Here is a 13,119-nt window from a genome sequence, read left to right on the forward strand (position 1 = left end):
TGGCAAGGAGCGGGCTCGGACTGGCCCGGGGCTGGGATGCCGGCGCGGGCGCGCGATGGTGGGCGCGCCCTGCCGCGTGTTGCGAAGGTCAGCGGTAGTGGCGGGCGGCACGCTGCATGACGATGTCGTCACGCATGCCTTCCAGGGCCATCAGGCGGACCTTGCCGACACCCTGCAGTTCCATGAACCGCTCCGTGTAGAACTCCGGCCCCAGCGCGGTGTCGGCGCGGGATTTGCTGAAGCCGTAGGGCACCACGCCCTTCTCGCCATCCTTGCTACCACCGACATAAAGAACGATTGCCATGTGATGTATTCCTCCAAATTGCTACTGCCTACTGCACTTGACGAGCGATGCTGCGAGCTCATCAAGGAGGAGCTTACCGCGTCGAACCTGACTGGAACGTCACGAAGGCTAATGACGATCGGTTGCATGCAGATGACTGCGGGATCGCAGCAGAATGCTTACGGATCTTTAACTTCCGGCTAACGAATCCAAGAGTGTTCCCGCCAACGGCGCAGCCCCTCGTGGGTGGTTTGGTTGGTCGCGGAAAGCCGGTTTCCTGTGGGCTGGCCGGGAGGGTGGGTAGGCCGGGGACGCCGTGAACCCATCCATGGGGGCTTGGCCGCGGCATCCATGCCGCGGACACCCCGCCCTACCCACCCTCCCGGCCGCTGACAGATTCCTGGTGGCTGCCTCCACCCACGGAGAAGAAAAAAAGATCAAAAGCAAAAGCAGCCTGGCCGGCTGCTTTGTTGCTACCTGTAGAGAGGGCCATGCTCGGCTGCGAGCAAGCGCAGCGCGCGACCCGCTTCTGCTGTTCTATTTCTTCTCCGTGGCTGGACGCGCACCGAAACTGTCAGGGGCCGGGCGGGATGGGTTCGCGGGACCGTTGGCGCCATGGATGGCGCCATCGAGCCCCCATGGACGGGTTTACGGCGTGTCCCGCGAACCCATCCTGCCCGGCCCAATCGCATGAAACGCATTCCGCGACCACGCCACGAGGGGCTGCGCCGTTGGCTGGAAACTACGGCCACCAGCCACGCCCGAACCGGGCGAAATGATCGGCCGCGCGTTCAAACGGATTACGCGCACTCACGCCACCACACAACAGGTACACCGGCAGGTACAACGGCCCCAGCACCATGTACTGGTACACGTGCGCACGTTCGTGATCATCCAGCCGGATCAGCGGTTCCACGCCCCACCCCGCCTGATGCGCATAGGTGCGGCAGGAAATGCCCAGGTCATGCCCGGTGTGCAGGATCACGTTGCCCAGGGTGATCGCCCCGCCGGGACCCCAGGGCCAGCGGTCGAACACCAGCGCGCAGTCACGCGCGCTCCAGCGCAGCGTCGCGCCACCGAGCATGCCGGCCAGCCCTCCGATCAGGCCCAGCAGGGTATTGGGCGATGTCCACGCCGCGCCCAGCACCTGCAGCGCGCGCAGCCAGCTCGGCCAGGGCGTTGCTCCAGTCTTCAATCGGCCTCGTTGGGAATCAGGAGCCACAGGATCAGGTAGACCAGGATGCCAGGGAAGGCGGCGGAGGCCAGCGAAACCAGGACGTAGATCACCCGCAGCAGGGTCGCATTCCAGCCGAAGCGATGGGCAATGCCGCCCATCACGCCGGCAATCATGCGGTCGTTCAATGAACGTGACAGCGTGCGCGGCGTGGTGTTCATGGCGGTTCTCCTGGGCTACGGGGAAAGCAGTCGGGCATGGCTCGACTCTACACCGCGCCCCTGTCTACGGCGTGCGGTGGCGCAGCGCCTGCAGGCGCGCGCCGAACCAGGCGGCAGCGGTCTGTTCAGGCTGCCCCGGGCACTGGATGCGATAGGCCTTGCCGCTCATGCTGCTCTGGCTGGCGGCGCGCTCGATGAACTGCTCGGCGCTGTCCACCATGTCCTTCTTCAGCAGATAGTCGTACTTGCGCTGCAGGTGCGCGCGCGCATCGCTGCCGTCGTACCAGCGGCCATTGCGCTGGAACCGGCACTGCGAGCCGTCCAGGCTGGAGATCAACTGGGCGATCTCCCGCCGCGCGTCTGCACCGGGTGCCGCCTGGGCGACCGGGGTGGCCAGCAGCAGCGCAGCCAGCAGCATTGAAATCCTGTGCGACATCATCATTCTCCCTGCCGTCGAGCATGGCTCGACGCTGCAAAAACGAAGCAGGCGCTACGCGTCGCGTGCCTTCAGCCACCCATCGATCGTAGCGGGGACTTCACGCTGCGCGCGACCGGACACGTAGATACCGATATGCCCGCCGCGGAAACTGGACTCGGTGTAGTCGTCCGTGCCCAAACGCCCACGCATCGCGCGCGAGGCGTCCGGCGGCACCAGATGGTCCTGCTCGGCGTAGATGTTCAGCACCGGCAGCGTCACCTGCGACAGATCCACCGCTTCCTCGCCGATCCGTACCGTGCCCTTCATCAGGCCATTGGCCTGGTAGAACTGCTTGATGAAATCGCGGAACGCCTCGCCTGCCAGGTCCGGCGAATCGAAGATCCACTTCTCCATGCGCAGGAAGTCCTCCAGCGCCGCCTTGTCATCGAGGATGTCGAGCAGGCCGACGTACTTCTGCACGTTCAGGCGGAACGGCTTGAGCATCAGGTAGCTGGCGTTCATCAGGTCGGCCGGGATGTTGCCCAGCGTGTCGACCAGCAGGTCCACGTCCACCTGCCGCGCCCAGTGTGAGAGCATGTTGTCGGCGGTCTGGAAATCGACCGGGGTGACCATGGTGATCAGCTTGCCCAGCTTCTGCTGGCGCAACGCTGCGTAGCAGAGTGCGAACACGCCGCCCTGGCAGATGCCGAGCAGGTCGACCGGGCCACCACTGCGCGCACGCAGCGCGTCGACCGCGCCGTCGATGTAGCGCAGCAGGTAGTCCTCGAGGGTCTGGAAGCGTTCGGAACGATCCGGGTAGCCCCAGTCCAGCACGTACACGTCCTGGCCCAGTGCCAGCAGCTTCTGCACCAGCGAACGGTCGGCCTGCAGGTCGACCATGTACGGCCGGTTGACCAGCGCATAGACGATCAGCAGCGGCGTGCGCCGGGTCGGCGCCTGTTCGCCGACAAAGCGGTACAGCACCACCTTGCCGTCGCGCCAGACTTCCTCGCGCGCGGTCGCGCCATAGTCCACGTCTTCCACCTGCGGCAGCAGCTTCAGCCCTTCCATCAGCTTGCGCTGCATGGCCAGGGTTTCCTGCAGCAGGTCATCGGCATTGAAGCCCAGGGGTCCCTTCATCGGTCACGCGCCCGTGCGGAAGTGCGAGGCGCGGCCTTCTTTGCAGACGTCTTTTCTGCAGCCGCCTTCTTCGCCGGTGCCGCCTTCTTCGCTGCCTTGCGTGCGACCGGCTTCACCTTCGCTGGCACCGGCTGTGCCACGGGATCCATCTCGGCGGTCCCGGCCAGCACCGCCACCTGCGCCTGCAGGCGACGCAGGCTGCGCTCCAGCTCGGCGATGCGGCGGTGGGCGGCGTCCATCTCGCTGCGGGTCGGCAGGCCGATGCGCTCACTCATCTGTTCCACCTCGCGCTGCAGCCCGGCGCGCAGGCGCATCTGCGCGTTGCCCAGCGAGGCGTACACCTGCTGGAACGGTTCGGACATGGCGACCTTGGCGTAGGCCTCCTCGGCCGCATCGATCCACAGGTCGAACATCGCACGCGCACTGGTCAGCTGGCTGCCCGGCTGTTCGTGCTGGGCCAGGCGCTGCTCGAACAGCGCGAAGGCCTCGTCCAGCGCCTGCCTGATCTGATCGACGTAGGCCCGCGAATGCTGCTGGTATTCCTCCTGCGCCCGCAGCAGGGCCTGCCAGCGTGCCTGGTGCTCGCGCCCGGGGCCGAACGCCGGGCTCTGCAGCCACGCGGCGAATTCGGGCACGGCGGCGCCGGCATGGGTGCTGCCACGGGCACCCTGCAGCATCCACTGCAGCATGCCGTCGCCCTGCGCCTGCACCGCCTCGCGCCAGGCTTGGGCCACTTCAGCGCTGCTGGCGTCGCGACCCGCAAACCGTGCGGCGACGTCCTGCATGGTGCCGTACCAGTTGCCCGCCTGTTCGCGGAAGCGCCGCACGGCATCGTCCGGTGCGCCCTGCGCCTGCTCGGGCAACAGCTGGCCCCACCAGTCGAACAACCGCTGCCAACTGCCGGGATCGTCACCGGCAGGTGCGCCGGGCGTGCTCGCATGGCGCAGGGCATCGCCCCAGGCGCCGAAGTACTGCCGGGCCAGGGTTTCGAAATCGCTGCTGCCGGCGTCGTGGGCCGAGCTGGTCATCGCAGGCCTCCGCTGGGCTGGCTCATGGCTTGGGGATGCGCAGGGTCTTGCTGATCATCAGCGACCCGGACAGCGCGAACAACAGCACCATCGGATGCAGCTGCCAAGGGCCGATCTGCCACTGGCCGAACCAGATGTGGTCGCCGATGGCATCGGTGCCGGCAGCGATGGCCAGCACGATCACCAGCACCAGGCTGGTCGGGATCGGGGTGCCCTCGAAGTACGTGACCTTGCCCTCGTCGCCACTCAACGCCTCGGCGGTGACGTTGTAGCGCGCCAGGCGGCTGACGCCGCAGCAGACGAAGTAGCTCAGCACCAGCCAGTCCCAGCCGCCCTGCATGCCGCAGGCATAGGCCAGCGCCGCCGGCGCCACGCCGAAGGAGATCACGTCGGACAGGGAATCCAGCTCGCGCCCCAGGGTCGAGCTGGACTTGCGCCAGCGCGCGATGCGGCCGTCGAGGGCGTCGAAGATGAAGGCCAACGGGATCAGCGCCATGCCGAACAGCAGGTAGCCACGCTCGCCGTCCTGCAGGAAGCGCATGGCGGCAAACACCGCACCGGTGCCGCAGAAAGCATTGGCCAGGGTGAACCAGTCGGCCAGCTGGAATTCGCGCAGCATCGAGAAGTGACGTTTCATGGGGTCTCACGGAGCATCAAGGCCCACAGGTTACCGCGAGCGCCGCCGCTGGCGACAGCGCTGACGGGGCCCACCCTTCACCGCCCCCTCACCCGCCCTCACCGGCGGTGAATTTTTCGCCACCCATCTTGACAGCCTAGGGGGGTGGCGCCTGTCGCGGCTTATCCACAAAGTTGCCCACGCGTAATCCACACCCCCTGTGGACAACCGGATCTCACCGACTGCGACCGTGGACATTTCCTCATCACCCCACTGCGGGGTTTCCCTACTTCCCAAGCCGCGAGGTCGGCGCTATGGTCACCGGCGGACCCGCCGCCACGTCCGATTCCGGGTGACCGGCGGTGATGATGCCGGGTGCTTCCACCCGCCGCTGGCGCAGCGGCCCTGACGTGGTAGAGCCGGCCGCTGGCCGGCTTCCCCTGCCCTTCCGGAATGCCGGCCAGCGGCCGGCACTACCCAGCGTGCACCCGCCGCCACCGGGCGAAACACATCACCTGCATCACCAGCATCGCCGCCAATCCGAGCGGCCACGCCCACCACAGGCCCGCCAGGCCGTGCCGCGCCTGCAGCCACATCGCCAGCGGCAGCTCCACCAGCACGACCGCCGTCATGCCCAGCAACGCTGGCCGCCATACCGTGCCGCTGCCGCGCATCACTCCCACCAGCACCGCGCTGACTCCCATCGCCAGCACGCCCCACACCACAGTGCGCAGCTGCGACGCAGCCAGCTCGCGCACTCCGGTCGCCGCCAGGATCAGCCCGGTCAGCCCGGGCGCCAGCACCACAACCAGCACCACCACCATGCCCAGCGTCGCCAGTCCAAGCAGCACCCCGGTGCGGGCGATGGCCGGCAGCCGTGCCGTCCGCCCAGCACCCACCGCATGCGCCGCGAGAATGGTGGCGGTGATCCCCAGCGACATCGCCGGCAGCTGCACCCAGCTCATCAGCTGGTTGACCGCACCGTAGGCGGCCGTGGCGGTGCAGCCGTAGCGGTTGATCCAGGCCAGCAATACGATTTCGGCGATGGCCAGGCTGAGCATCTGCAGCGAAGACGGCAGGCCGATGCGCAGCATCGAACGGATGAGTACGCCATCGAAACGGATCGCCCGCAGCAGCTCACGGCCCGGTGCCAGCGGATGCCCCATCCGGCGCCAGCGCCACAGCAGCCAGCCCAGGGCCAGCAGGGAGGCCAACGCCGCCGATACGGCCGCACTGGCTGCGCCCTGCCGTGGCAGGCCGGCCCATCCCAGAATCATCAGCGGCGTGCACAGCAGGCCGATCAGGGTGGCCAACAGCAGCGCCTGCAGGGGCGTCTTCGCATCGCCCACCGCGCGACTCACGGCGGTGGCCAGCCACAGCAGGAAGAACGCAGGTGCAGCCAGCAACAGCACGCGCGCGTAGACGATGGACTCGCCGAGGATCGGTGCCGGGGTGCCCAGCGCGGTCAGCAGGTGTGGCGCAACACCGCCGCCCACAGCCATCACCAGCACCGACAGCAGCAGGATCAGCGCCACCGCGCTGCCGGCCACCGCCCGCGCCTGTTGCGGCCGGTGCGCGCCCCAGGCTTGGCCGATCAGCACCATCGCGCCGGTCGCCAGGCCCATCACCAGGGCCAGCAGCAGGAAGAAGACCGGGAAGAATGCTGCCGCGGCGGCCACCGCCTGCGTCCCGAGCAGATGACCGAGGTAGATGTTGTCCAGCGTGCCTGCGGCCAGCTGCAGCGCGTTGGTCAGCAGCATCGGCAGCAGCAGGGCCAGGTAGGTGCGCCACAGAGGCGGCGCGGCCGGGGGCGTGGGATGTACAGGGGCGTTCATGGGGTTCTCTCGGCAAGGCGCTGCCCTGCCCGGCGTTTCCGCCAGCAAAGCAAGCACAGGGGAGCGGGCCGTGGCCCGCGATCAGGTGGCGCCGCCGCGCGACGACGGCGCGATGGTTCAGCCGTCGGCGCTGTCGAACGCCAGGCGCAGGGCGTGGTCGCGCACATCCCTGGGCCAGGAATGCAGCACCGCTTCCAGGCCCGCGCGGTCATGCGCGAACAGCATGCGGATGGCCTCCTCGAAGCCCGGCAGGTCACCGGCGATGGTCTGCAGGAAGTGATAGGCGCGCTCGGCATCGCGACGCCGCCGGTCCTTGTCCGCACCGGCGCGGCTGGCCGCCTCCACCAGTTTTCGCAGTGCCACCGAGGCACCGCCCGGCTGCTCTGCCAGCCACGCCCAGTGGCGCGGCAACAACGTCACTTCGCGTGCTACCACGCCCAGCTTCGGGCGGCCACGGCCACGCGGGGCCGCGGGTGCGTCTTCGGCAATGACCTCGGCATCCGTCTCCACGGCGGGAAACGCTGCACTTACCCGCGACAGCAGTTCTGCATCACTGCCGCGCGTATCGAAATCACGGGTATGGCCGGTGGCGTTGTCGAACACCAGCAACGGCCCGGCCGCGTTGCTGGCGCGCAGTTGCTTGAGGGCAAGCGCAGCCACTTCCGGGGTGCCGGAAGCGACCAGGCGATGGCCGTCGAAACAACTGAAAGGAGGAAGACGGGACGCAGGCATGGCAAGGGCATCAGAGGCGATGCACAAATATTGCCCGGGTAATTTGTCGACGTCAATATTGCCCGGGCATTAATTGGCCGGAAAAGCGTGCCAGCCTCGGGTGGGCACCTCCCCGATTCGCCGGGTCACAGCCGACTGTAGGACCAACTGACCATGCGGCCGTCCTTGTACGGCATCACGCCGTGGAACGGGCGCGGGTCGGTGTCGAACACCAGCGGCAGGAAGTTGCGGTCGCCCTCCCACATCGGCAGCGTGTCCAGCTTGTCCAGGTCCACCCATTCCAGCGTGCCTTCATGGTTGCCGCCGTGCGGGGTGCCTTCGAAGGTGTCGATGACGAACACGAAGCCCAGCCAGTCTTCACCGTGCTTGCCGAAACCCGGCCAGCTGAGGGTGCCGCGCAGGCGCATGCCGGTGCAGTCGATGCCGGCTTCCTCGGCGATCTCGCGACGCATGCTGGCGGCCACGTCCTCGTCCGCTTCGATCTTGCCGCCCAGCCCGTTGTACTTGCCCAGATGGTGGTCACCCGGACGGGTGTTGCGGTGGATCATCAGCACCTGGCGACGATCGGGCGACAGCACGTAGCCCAGGGTGGCGACGATCGGGGTGTACGGCATGGGGCGGCATCCAGCGGCAGGTCAGCCCTGGATTATGGCCGATCAGCGCACCAGCGACAGGCGGCGCTCGGCAGGCGCACCGGCGCCATCGGGGTCACGGCGCAGCGTGGCGACGCCATGGCCGCGCTCGGCCAGGTATTCCAGCCACTTGCCGAGGAAGGTGTTCATCCGCATGCGATGGCTGATCAACTCCGCCGGTGGCGGATACAGGCCCATGGTGTCCTGCCAGCGGCGGCCGACGTAGCAATGGGTGGTCTCGGCCTGGCGCGCATCACGGTACAGGCGGACATAGGCCGACGGGTCCGGCTCACCGGTGACCGGGTCGGCCAGGTCGTAGGTCAGGCGCAGTTCCACCGTGTAGCGGTGGCATTCGATCACGTCCAGGCGCACATCCAGGCCGTCACCGATCGAGGAGATGTAGCTGCCCGCGACCAGTCCCGCCGGCTCGAACAGGCGTACCAGATGACGGTAGTTTTCCGCGTACAGGCCCATGAGCCAGCTCAGCCGGCTCAGGCGGGGAATGCGTTCGGTACGGGGCAAGGCTCGGGCCATGGGTCGATCCTACACGTTGGTGCTACAACGTGGGGGCGCCTCAACCCACAGCCAACCCGTCGGTCGCTTTCATCGCGGTAGTGCCGGCCGCTGGCCGGCAGCCCCCGCAGCGCGGGAGTCGCTGCCACCGCGGTAGTGCCGGCCGTTGGCCGGCAGCCCCGCAGCGCGGGGAAACGATCAATACAGCTCGCGCTGCAGCCCCAGCGTGGCCAGCACCTTGCTGGAAATCTCCTCGATCGAGGTATGGGTGGTGCTCAGGGTCGGGATCCGCTCCATCTGGAACATGGTCTCGGCCGCAGCCACCTCGCGCTTGCAGGTCTCCAGGTTGGCGTAGCGCGAGTTCGGACGGCGCTCCTGGCGGATCTGCTGCAGACGGTCCGGGTCGATGGTCAGGCCGAACAGCTTGCGCCGGTAGTTGCGCAGGCGTGGCGGCAGGCGGTCGCTTTCCAGGTCCTCGTCGGTCAGCGGGTAGTTGGCTGCGCGCACCCCGTAGTGCAGGGCCAGGTAGATGCAGGTCGGCGTCTTGCCGGCGCGCGACACCGCCACCAGGATCACGTCGGCATCGTCGTAGTTCACCGCAATGCCATCGTCATGGGTCAGGGCGAAGTTCATCGCGTTGATGCGGCGATGGTAGGTATCGAAATCGACCATGCCATGGGCCTGGCCGACCCGGGCCAGGCGCGGGCTGGCCAGTTCGCGCTCCAGCGGCTCGATGAACGGCGCGAACACATCCAGCATCAGGGCTCCGCTGTCAGCCAGGATCAGGCTCAGGCTCTGGTCCACGCAGGAGTTCACCACGATCGGCCGGACCTGGTAGCGCTCCCCCGCCGCCTGGATCCGGGCACAGGCTTCACGCGCTTTTTCAGGGTCGTCGACAAACGACATCCGGTCGGTAATGAAGCTGAACCCGGAGAACTGGGTCAGCAGGCTATGCCCAATGGTTTCAGCGGTGATACCGGTTCCATCGGAAACGTAGAACACCGGACGGATGGTCGACATGCGCGCTTTTACCCCCTACGAAGCTTAAAAAGGCCGCCAGCACAAGCTTGTGCCGACGGTGCTCTGCCCGGCATCATATCGGCTTCTTCCTACGGACGCGGCCACTCAGCCCGCCTCGGGCGATGGCCAAACGGAGCATCGCGCTTGAACGAGAACATCCTGTGGTTGCACGAACTGCGTCTGGCCGATCTGGCCCGCGTAGGCGGCAAGAATTCGTCCCTGGGCGAGATGATCGGCAACCTGGCCGGTCTGGGCGTTTCGGTGCCGGGCGGTTATGCCACCACCGCTGAAGCCTTCAAGGACTTCATCGCGCACAACGACCTATCCAAGCGCATCTTCGACAAGCTGGCCACGCTGGACGTCGAGGACGTCACTGCGCTGACCGCCGCCGGCAAGGAAATCCGCAGCTGGGTGATCGATGCACCACTGCAGCCGCAGCTGGACCAGGACATCCGCACCGCCTACGCCAAGCTGAGCGCCGACAACGGCGGCGGCGACGTGGCCGTGGCCGTGCGTTCGTCGGCCACCGCCGAGGATCTGCCGGATGCCTCCTTCGCCGGCCAGCAGGAAACCTTCCTCAACGTCACCGGTGCCGACGACGTCGTGCACAAGGTCAAGGAAGTGTTCGCCTCGCTGTACAACGACCGTGCCATCGCCTACCGCGTGCACCACGGCTTCAAGCATGAGGACGTGTTCCTGTCCGCCGGCGTGCAGCTGATGGTGCGCTCGGGGGTCGGCTCCTCCGGCGTGCTGTTCACCCTGGATACCGAGTCCGGCTTCCGCGACGTGGTGTTCGTCACCTCCTCGTTCGGCCTGGGCGAAATGGTCGTGCAAGGCGCGGTCAACCCGGACGAATACTACGTCTACAAGCCCACCCTGCAGGCCGGCAAGCCGGCGATCCTGCGCCGCTCGCTCGGCAGCAAGGCGATCCGCATGGTGTATTCGGATGTTCCGGGTGAGCGCGTCAGGATCGAAGATACCCCGGCCGAACTGCGCAACACCTTCTCGATCAGCGACGAGGACGTGCAGGAACTGGCCAAGCAGGCGCTGGTGATCGAAAAGCACTACGGCCGCCCGATGGACATCGAGTGGGCCAAGGACGGTGTCAGCGGCAAGCTGTTCATCGTGCAGGCGCGCCCGGAAACGGTGAAGTCGCGCAGCCACGCCACCCAGATCGAGCGCTTCGCGCTGACCGAAAAGGGCGGCAACGTGCTGGCCGAAGGCCGCGCCGTCGGTGCCAAGATCGGTTCGGGCGTGGCCCGCGTGGTGAAGACGCTGGACGACATGAACCGCGTGCAGCCGGGCGACGTACTGATCGCCGACATGACCGATCCGGACTGGGAACCGGTGATGAAGCGCGCTTCGGCCATCGTCACCAACCGTGGTGGCCGCACCTGCCACGCCGCGATCATCGCGCGCGAGCTGGGCGTGCCGGCCGTGGTCGGCTCGGGCAACGCCACCAAGGTCATCGAAGATGGCCAGCTGGTCACCGTCAGCTGCGCTGAAGGTGATACCGGCTTCATCTACGAAGGCAAGCTGGGCTTCGAGCGCACCACCACCGATCTGGGCAACATGCCGCCGGCACCGCTGAAGATCATGATGAACGTGGCCAACCCGGAACGTGCCTTCGACTTCGGCCAGCTGCCGAACGCCGGCATCGGCCTGGCCCGCCTGGAAATGATCATCGCCAGCCACATCGGCATCCACCCGAACGCGCTGCTGGAATACGACCGCCAGGACGCGGCAACGAAGAAGAAGATCGACGAGAAGATCGCCGGCTACGGTGATCCGGTCAGCTTCTACGTGGACCGCCTGGCCGAAGGCATCGCCACCCTCACCGCGTCGGTTGCACCAAACCCGGTGATCGTGCGCCTGTCGGACTTCAAGTCCAACGAGTACGCCAACCTGATCGGCGGCAGCAACTACGAGCCGCACGAAGAGAACCCGATGATCGGCTTCCGCGGCGCCAGCCGTTACGTCGACCCGAGCTTCTCGGCCGCCTTCGCGCTGGAGTGCAAGGCCGTGCTGCGCGTGCGCAACGAAATGGGCCTGGACAACCTGTGGGTCATGATTCCGTTCGTGCGCACCCTGGAAGAAGGCCGCAAGGTCGTCGAGGTGCTGGAGCAGAACGGCCTGAAGCAGGGCGAGAACGGCCTGAAGATCATCATGATGTGCGAAGTGCCGTCCAATGCACTGCTCGCCGATGAGTTCCTGGAGATCTTCGACGGCTTCTCGATCGGCTCCAACGACCTGACCCAGCTGAGCCTGGGCCTGGACCGCGACTCGTCGATCGTCGCGCACCTGTTCGACGAACGGAACCCGGCAGTGAAGAAGCTGCTGTCGATGGCGATCAAGGCTGCACGCGCCAAGGGCAAGTACGTCGGCATCTGCGGCCAGGGCCCGTCCGATCACCCGGATCTGGCCGAATGGCTGATGCAGGAAGGCATCGAGTCGGTGTCGCTGAACCCGGACACCGTGGTCGACACCTGGCTGCGCCTGGCCAAGCTGAAGGCCAACGGCTGATCCAACTGCACGCTGAAAACAGAAACCCCGCCTTGGCGGGGTTTCTGCGTTTGGGGGCACACGTGGGCCAATACGGCATTTGCAACTATTCCCGTAGCTGCCTCAAAACTACCGACGCACACTGGGGGTACAGTCATCGCCCTTCCTCATTCGCCCCATGACCGTGCCCTTCGTACTTGGACTGTTCAACCACTCAAGTCCTCCTGCAGGAGCGCAGGTATTCCAGCGCTTTCACGACCTTTCCATCTCCATACTCGAAGAGCGTGGAATACAGGCCAGCTACATTGCTTCTGATGGGAAAGGCCATAGCAGCAACTTGGCGAAACTGGGCAATGCAGCACATCGAAGACTTCTGGCCAGTGGCTTCAACGGGCTGACTCTACTCAGTGTTGTCGCTGTACCCAAAGGAAGTGACGCGCCCGCCTATGATCTGACCGCATCAGTGGACTTCTCCTCCAGTTGTGAGCTTGGAACCGAATTCGCTCTGTTCTCCAAGGACGCTCGCTTCCCTATGGAACGACAGTCCTTCCGCGAGCTCTTGGTGGGGCTGATCGCCCTTCATGACTGGGACTTTGGCTACGTCACCCACCCACCCTTCGAGCGCAGCCCGCAGGCTTACATCAGTGGCTACTGCGATGGAACCCAACCCAACGAAGAAGAACACCGCAACCAGATCTGGTATGACTCCCCGCCGGAGGTGCGCCTGCGCAAGGCCCGCAACATTTTCCCGCTTAGTCTGCTCAATCCGGCACAGCTGGGTGCACCCGTCGCACCCGACAAGACATTGGCTGGGATATTGCAGGGTACCCCCGGCTGCACATTGGACGAGCTGGTGCCCGGCCGCCTCTGGCTCAGCACGGTAGAACCGCATCTGGTGCAAGGACTACGCTCGCTGCTCAAGGGTACGGGCGCATTGATCGAAGGCGGCTGACATCACGTTCATCCCGCCATGCCGATAATCTGCCCGCATGCAACCCCGCCTCT

General features: G+C 66.3%; 14 protein-coding genes. 2 read left to right on the top strand and 12 right to left on the bottom strand.

The features are described 5' to 3' along the window. Positions 1-88 precede the first annotated feature (88 nt). The 12 genes from AC5P9I_RS17535 to ppsR form a co-directional block, all read right to left on the bottom strand. Entirely contained in the window at positions 89-304 is a 216-nt protein-coding gene (locus AC5P9I_RS17535) for a hypothetical protein (RefSeq protein WP_005417149.1), read from the bottom strand. Between the two features lie 721 nt (positions 305-1,025). Beyond that, positions 1,026-1,478, bottom strand: coding sequence for a hypothetical protein (locus AC5P9I_RS17540; RefSeq protein ID WP_049466570.1), 453 nt, complete (start codon positions 1,476-1,478; stop codon positions 1,026-1,028). Continuing rightward, entirely contained in the window at positions 1,475-1,678 is a 204-nt protein-coding gene (locus AC5P9I_RS17545) for a PspC domain-containing protein (protein ID WP_049466571.1), read from the bottom strand. Before AC5P9I_RS17545 ends, AC5P9I_RS17540 begins: the two co-directional genes overlap by 4 nt. A gap of 64 nt (positions 1,679-1,742) precedes the next feature. Then, complete coding sequence (locus AC5P9I_RS17550) at positions 1,743-2,117, bottom strand: YfeK family protein (RefSeq protein ID WP_370596843.1); 375 nt, start codon at positions 2,115-2,117, stop codon at positions 1,743-1,745. Positions 2,118-2,168: 51 nt separating this feature from the next. Next, positions 2,169-3,236, bottom strand: coding sequence for a class III poly(R)-hydroxyalkanoic acid synthase subunit PhaC (gene phaC / locus AC5P9I_RS17555; protein ID WP_049466573.1), 1,068 nt, complete (start codon positions 3,234-3,236; stop codon positions 2,169-2,171). Then, positions 3,233-4,264, bottom strand: a complete 1,032-nt coding sequence (phaE, locus tag AC5P9I_RS17560) for a class III poly(R)-hydroxyalkanoic acid synthase subunit PhaE (RefSeq protein WP_049466575.1) — start codon at positions 4,262-4,264, stop codon at positions 3,233-3,235. Before phaE ends, phaC begins: the two co-directional genes overlap by 4 nt. Positions 4,265-4,286: 22 nt before the next feature. Continuing rightward, complete coding sequence (locus AC5P9I_RS17565) at positions 4,287-4,901, bottom strand: CDP-alcohol phosphatidyltransferase family protein (RefSeq protein ID WP_049466577.1); 615 nt, start codon at positions 4,899-4,901, stop codon at positions 4,287-4,289. A 452-nt stretch (positions 4,902-5,353) separates the two neighbouring features. Beyond that, the gene (locus AC5P9I_RS17570) at positions 5,354-6,715 is read right to left on the bottom strand and encodes an MATE family efflux transporter (RefSeq protein ID WP_049466579.1); all 1,362 of its coding nucleotides are present in this window, start codon (positions 6,713-6,715) and stop codon (positions 5,354-5,356) included. A gap of 117 nt (positions 6,716-6,832) precedes the next feature. Then, positions 6,833-7,447, bottom strand: a complete 615-nt coding sequence (locus AC5P9I_RS17575; RefSeq protein ID WP_049466581.1) for a DUF2239 family protein — start codon at positions 7,445-7,447, stop codon at positions 6,833-6,835. A 125-nt stretch (positions 7,448-7,572) separates the two neighbouring features. Then, entirely contained in the window at positions 7,573-8,061 is a 489-nt protein-coding gene (locus tag AC5P9I_RS17580) for an NUDIX hydrolase (protein WP_049466582.1), read from the bottom strand. Positions 8,062-8,103: 42 nt separating this feature from the next. Next, positions 8,104-8,613, bottom strand: coding sequence for a DUF1249 domain-containing protein (locus AC5P9I_RS17585; protein ID WP_033833151.1), 510 nt, complete (start codon positions 8,611-8,613; stop codon positions 8,104-8,106). Between the two features lie 177 nt (positions 8,614-8,790). Beyond that, on the bottom strand, positions 8,791-9,612 hold the full coding sequence (ppsR, locus tag AC5P9I_RS17590) for a posphoenolpyruvate synthetase regulatory kinase/phosphorylase PpsR (protein ID WP_049464808.1): 822 nt from the start codon (positions 9,610-9,612) through the stop codon (positions 8,791-8,793). A gap of 144 nt (positions 9,613-9,756) precedes the next feature. Here ppsR and ppsA point away from each other — a divergent pair, with 144 nt between their 5' ends. Then, entirely contained in the window at positions 9,757-12,135 is a 2,379-nt protein-coding gene (gene ppsA / locus AC5P9I_RS17595; protein WP_049464810.1) for a phosphoenolpyruvate synthase, read from the top strand. Between the two features lie 157 nt (positions 12,136-12,292). Further along, positions 12,293-13,066 carry a hypothetical protein gene (locus tag AC5P9I_RS17600; RefSeq protein WP_130767905.1) on the top strand — a complete coding sequence of 258 codons (774 nt, stop codon included), beginning with the start codon at positions 12,293-12,295 and terminating at the stop codon, positions 13,064-13,066. Positions 13,067-13,119 lie beyond the last annotated feature (53 nt).

The sequence above is a fragment of the Stenotrophomonas sp. YJH_SMC_29 genome, from assembly GCF_059371235.1.

Bases quoted from the DNA above. Each gene is read 5' to 3' on its own strand.
- AC5P9I_RS17535 (WP_005417149.1), bottom strand. From the start codon at position 304: ATGGCAATCGTTCTTTATGTCGGTGGTAGCAAGGATGGCGAGAAGGGC.
- AC5P9I_RS17545 (WP_049466571.1), bottom strand. From the start codon at position 1,678: ATGAACACCACGCCGCGCACGCTGTCACGTTCATTGAACGACCGCATG.
- AC5P9I_RS17550 (WP_370596843.1), bottom strand. From the start codon at position 2,117: ATGATGTCGCACAGGATTTCAATGCTGCTGGCTGCGCTGCTGCTGGCC.
- phaC (WP_049466573.1), bottom strand. From the start codon at position 3,236: ATGAAGGGACCCCTGGGCTTCAATGCCGATGACCTGCTGCAGGAAACC.
- phaE (WP_049466575.1), bottom strand. From the start codon at position 4,264: ATGACCAGCTCGGCCCACGACGCCGGCAGCAGCGATTTCGAAACCCTG.
- AC5P9I_RS17565 (WP_049466577.1), bottom strand. From the start codon at position 4,901: ATGAAACGTCACTTCTCGATGCTGCGCGAATTCCAGCTGGCCGACTGG.
- AC5P9I_RS17570 (WP_049466579.1), bottom strand. From the start codon at position 6,715: ATGAACGCCCCTGTACATCCCACGCCCCCGGCCGCGCCGCCTCTGTGG.
- AC5P9I_RS17575 (WP_049466581.1), bottom strand. From the start codon at position 7,447: ATGCCTGCGTCCCGTCTTCCTCCTTTCAGTTGTTTCGACGGCCATCGC.
- AC5P9I_RS17580 (WP_049466582.1), bottom strand. From the start codon at position 8,061: ATGCCGTACACCCCGATCGTCGCCACCCTGGGCTACGTGCTGTCGCCC.
- AC5P9I_RS17585 (WP_033833151.1), bottom strand. From the start codon at position 8,613: ATGGCCCGAGCCTTGCCCCGTACCGAACGCATTCCCCGCCTGAGCCGG.
- ppsR (WP_049464808.1), bottom strand. From the start codon at position 9,612: ATGTCGACCATCCGTCCGGTGTTCTACGTTTCCGATGGAACCGGTATC.
- AC5P9I_RS17600 (WP_130767905.1), top strand. From the start codon at position 12,293: ATGACCGTGCCCTTCGTACTTGGACTGTTCAACCACTCAAGTCCTCCT.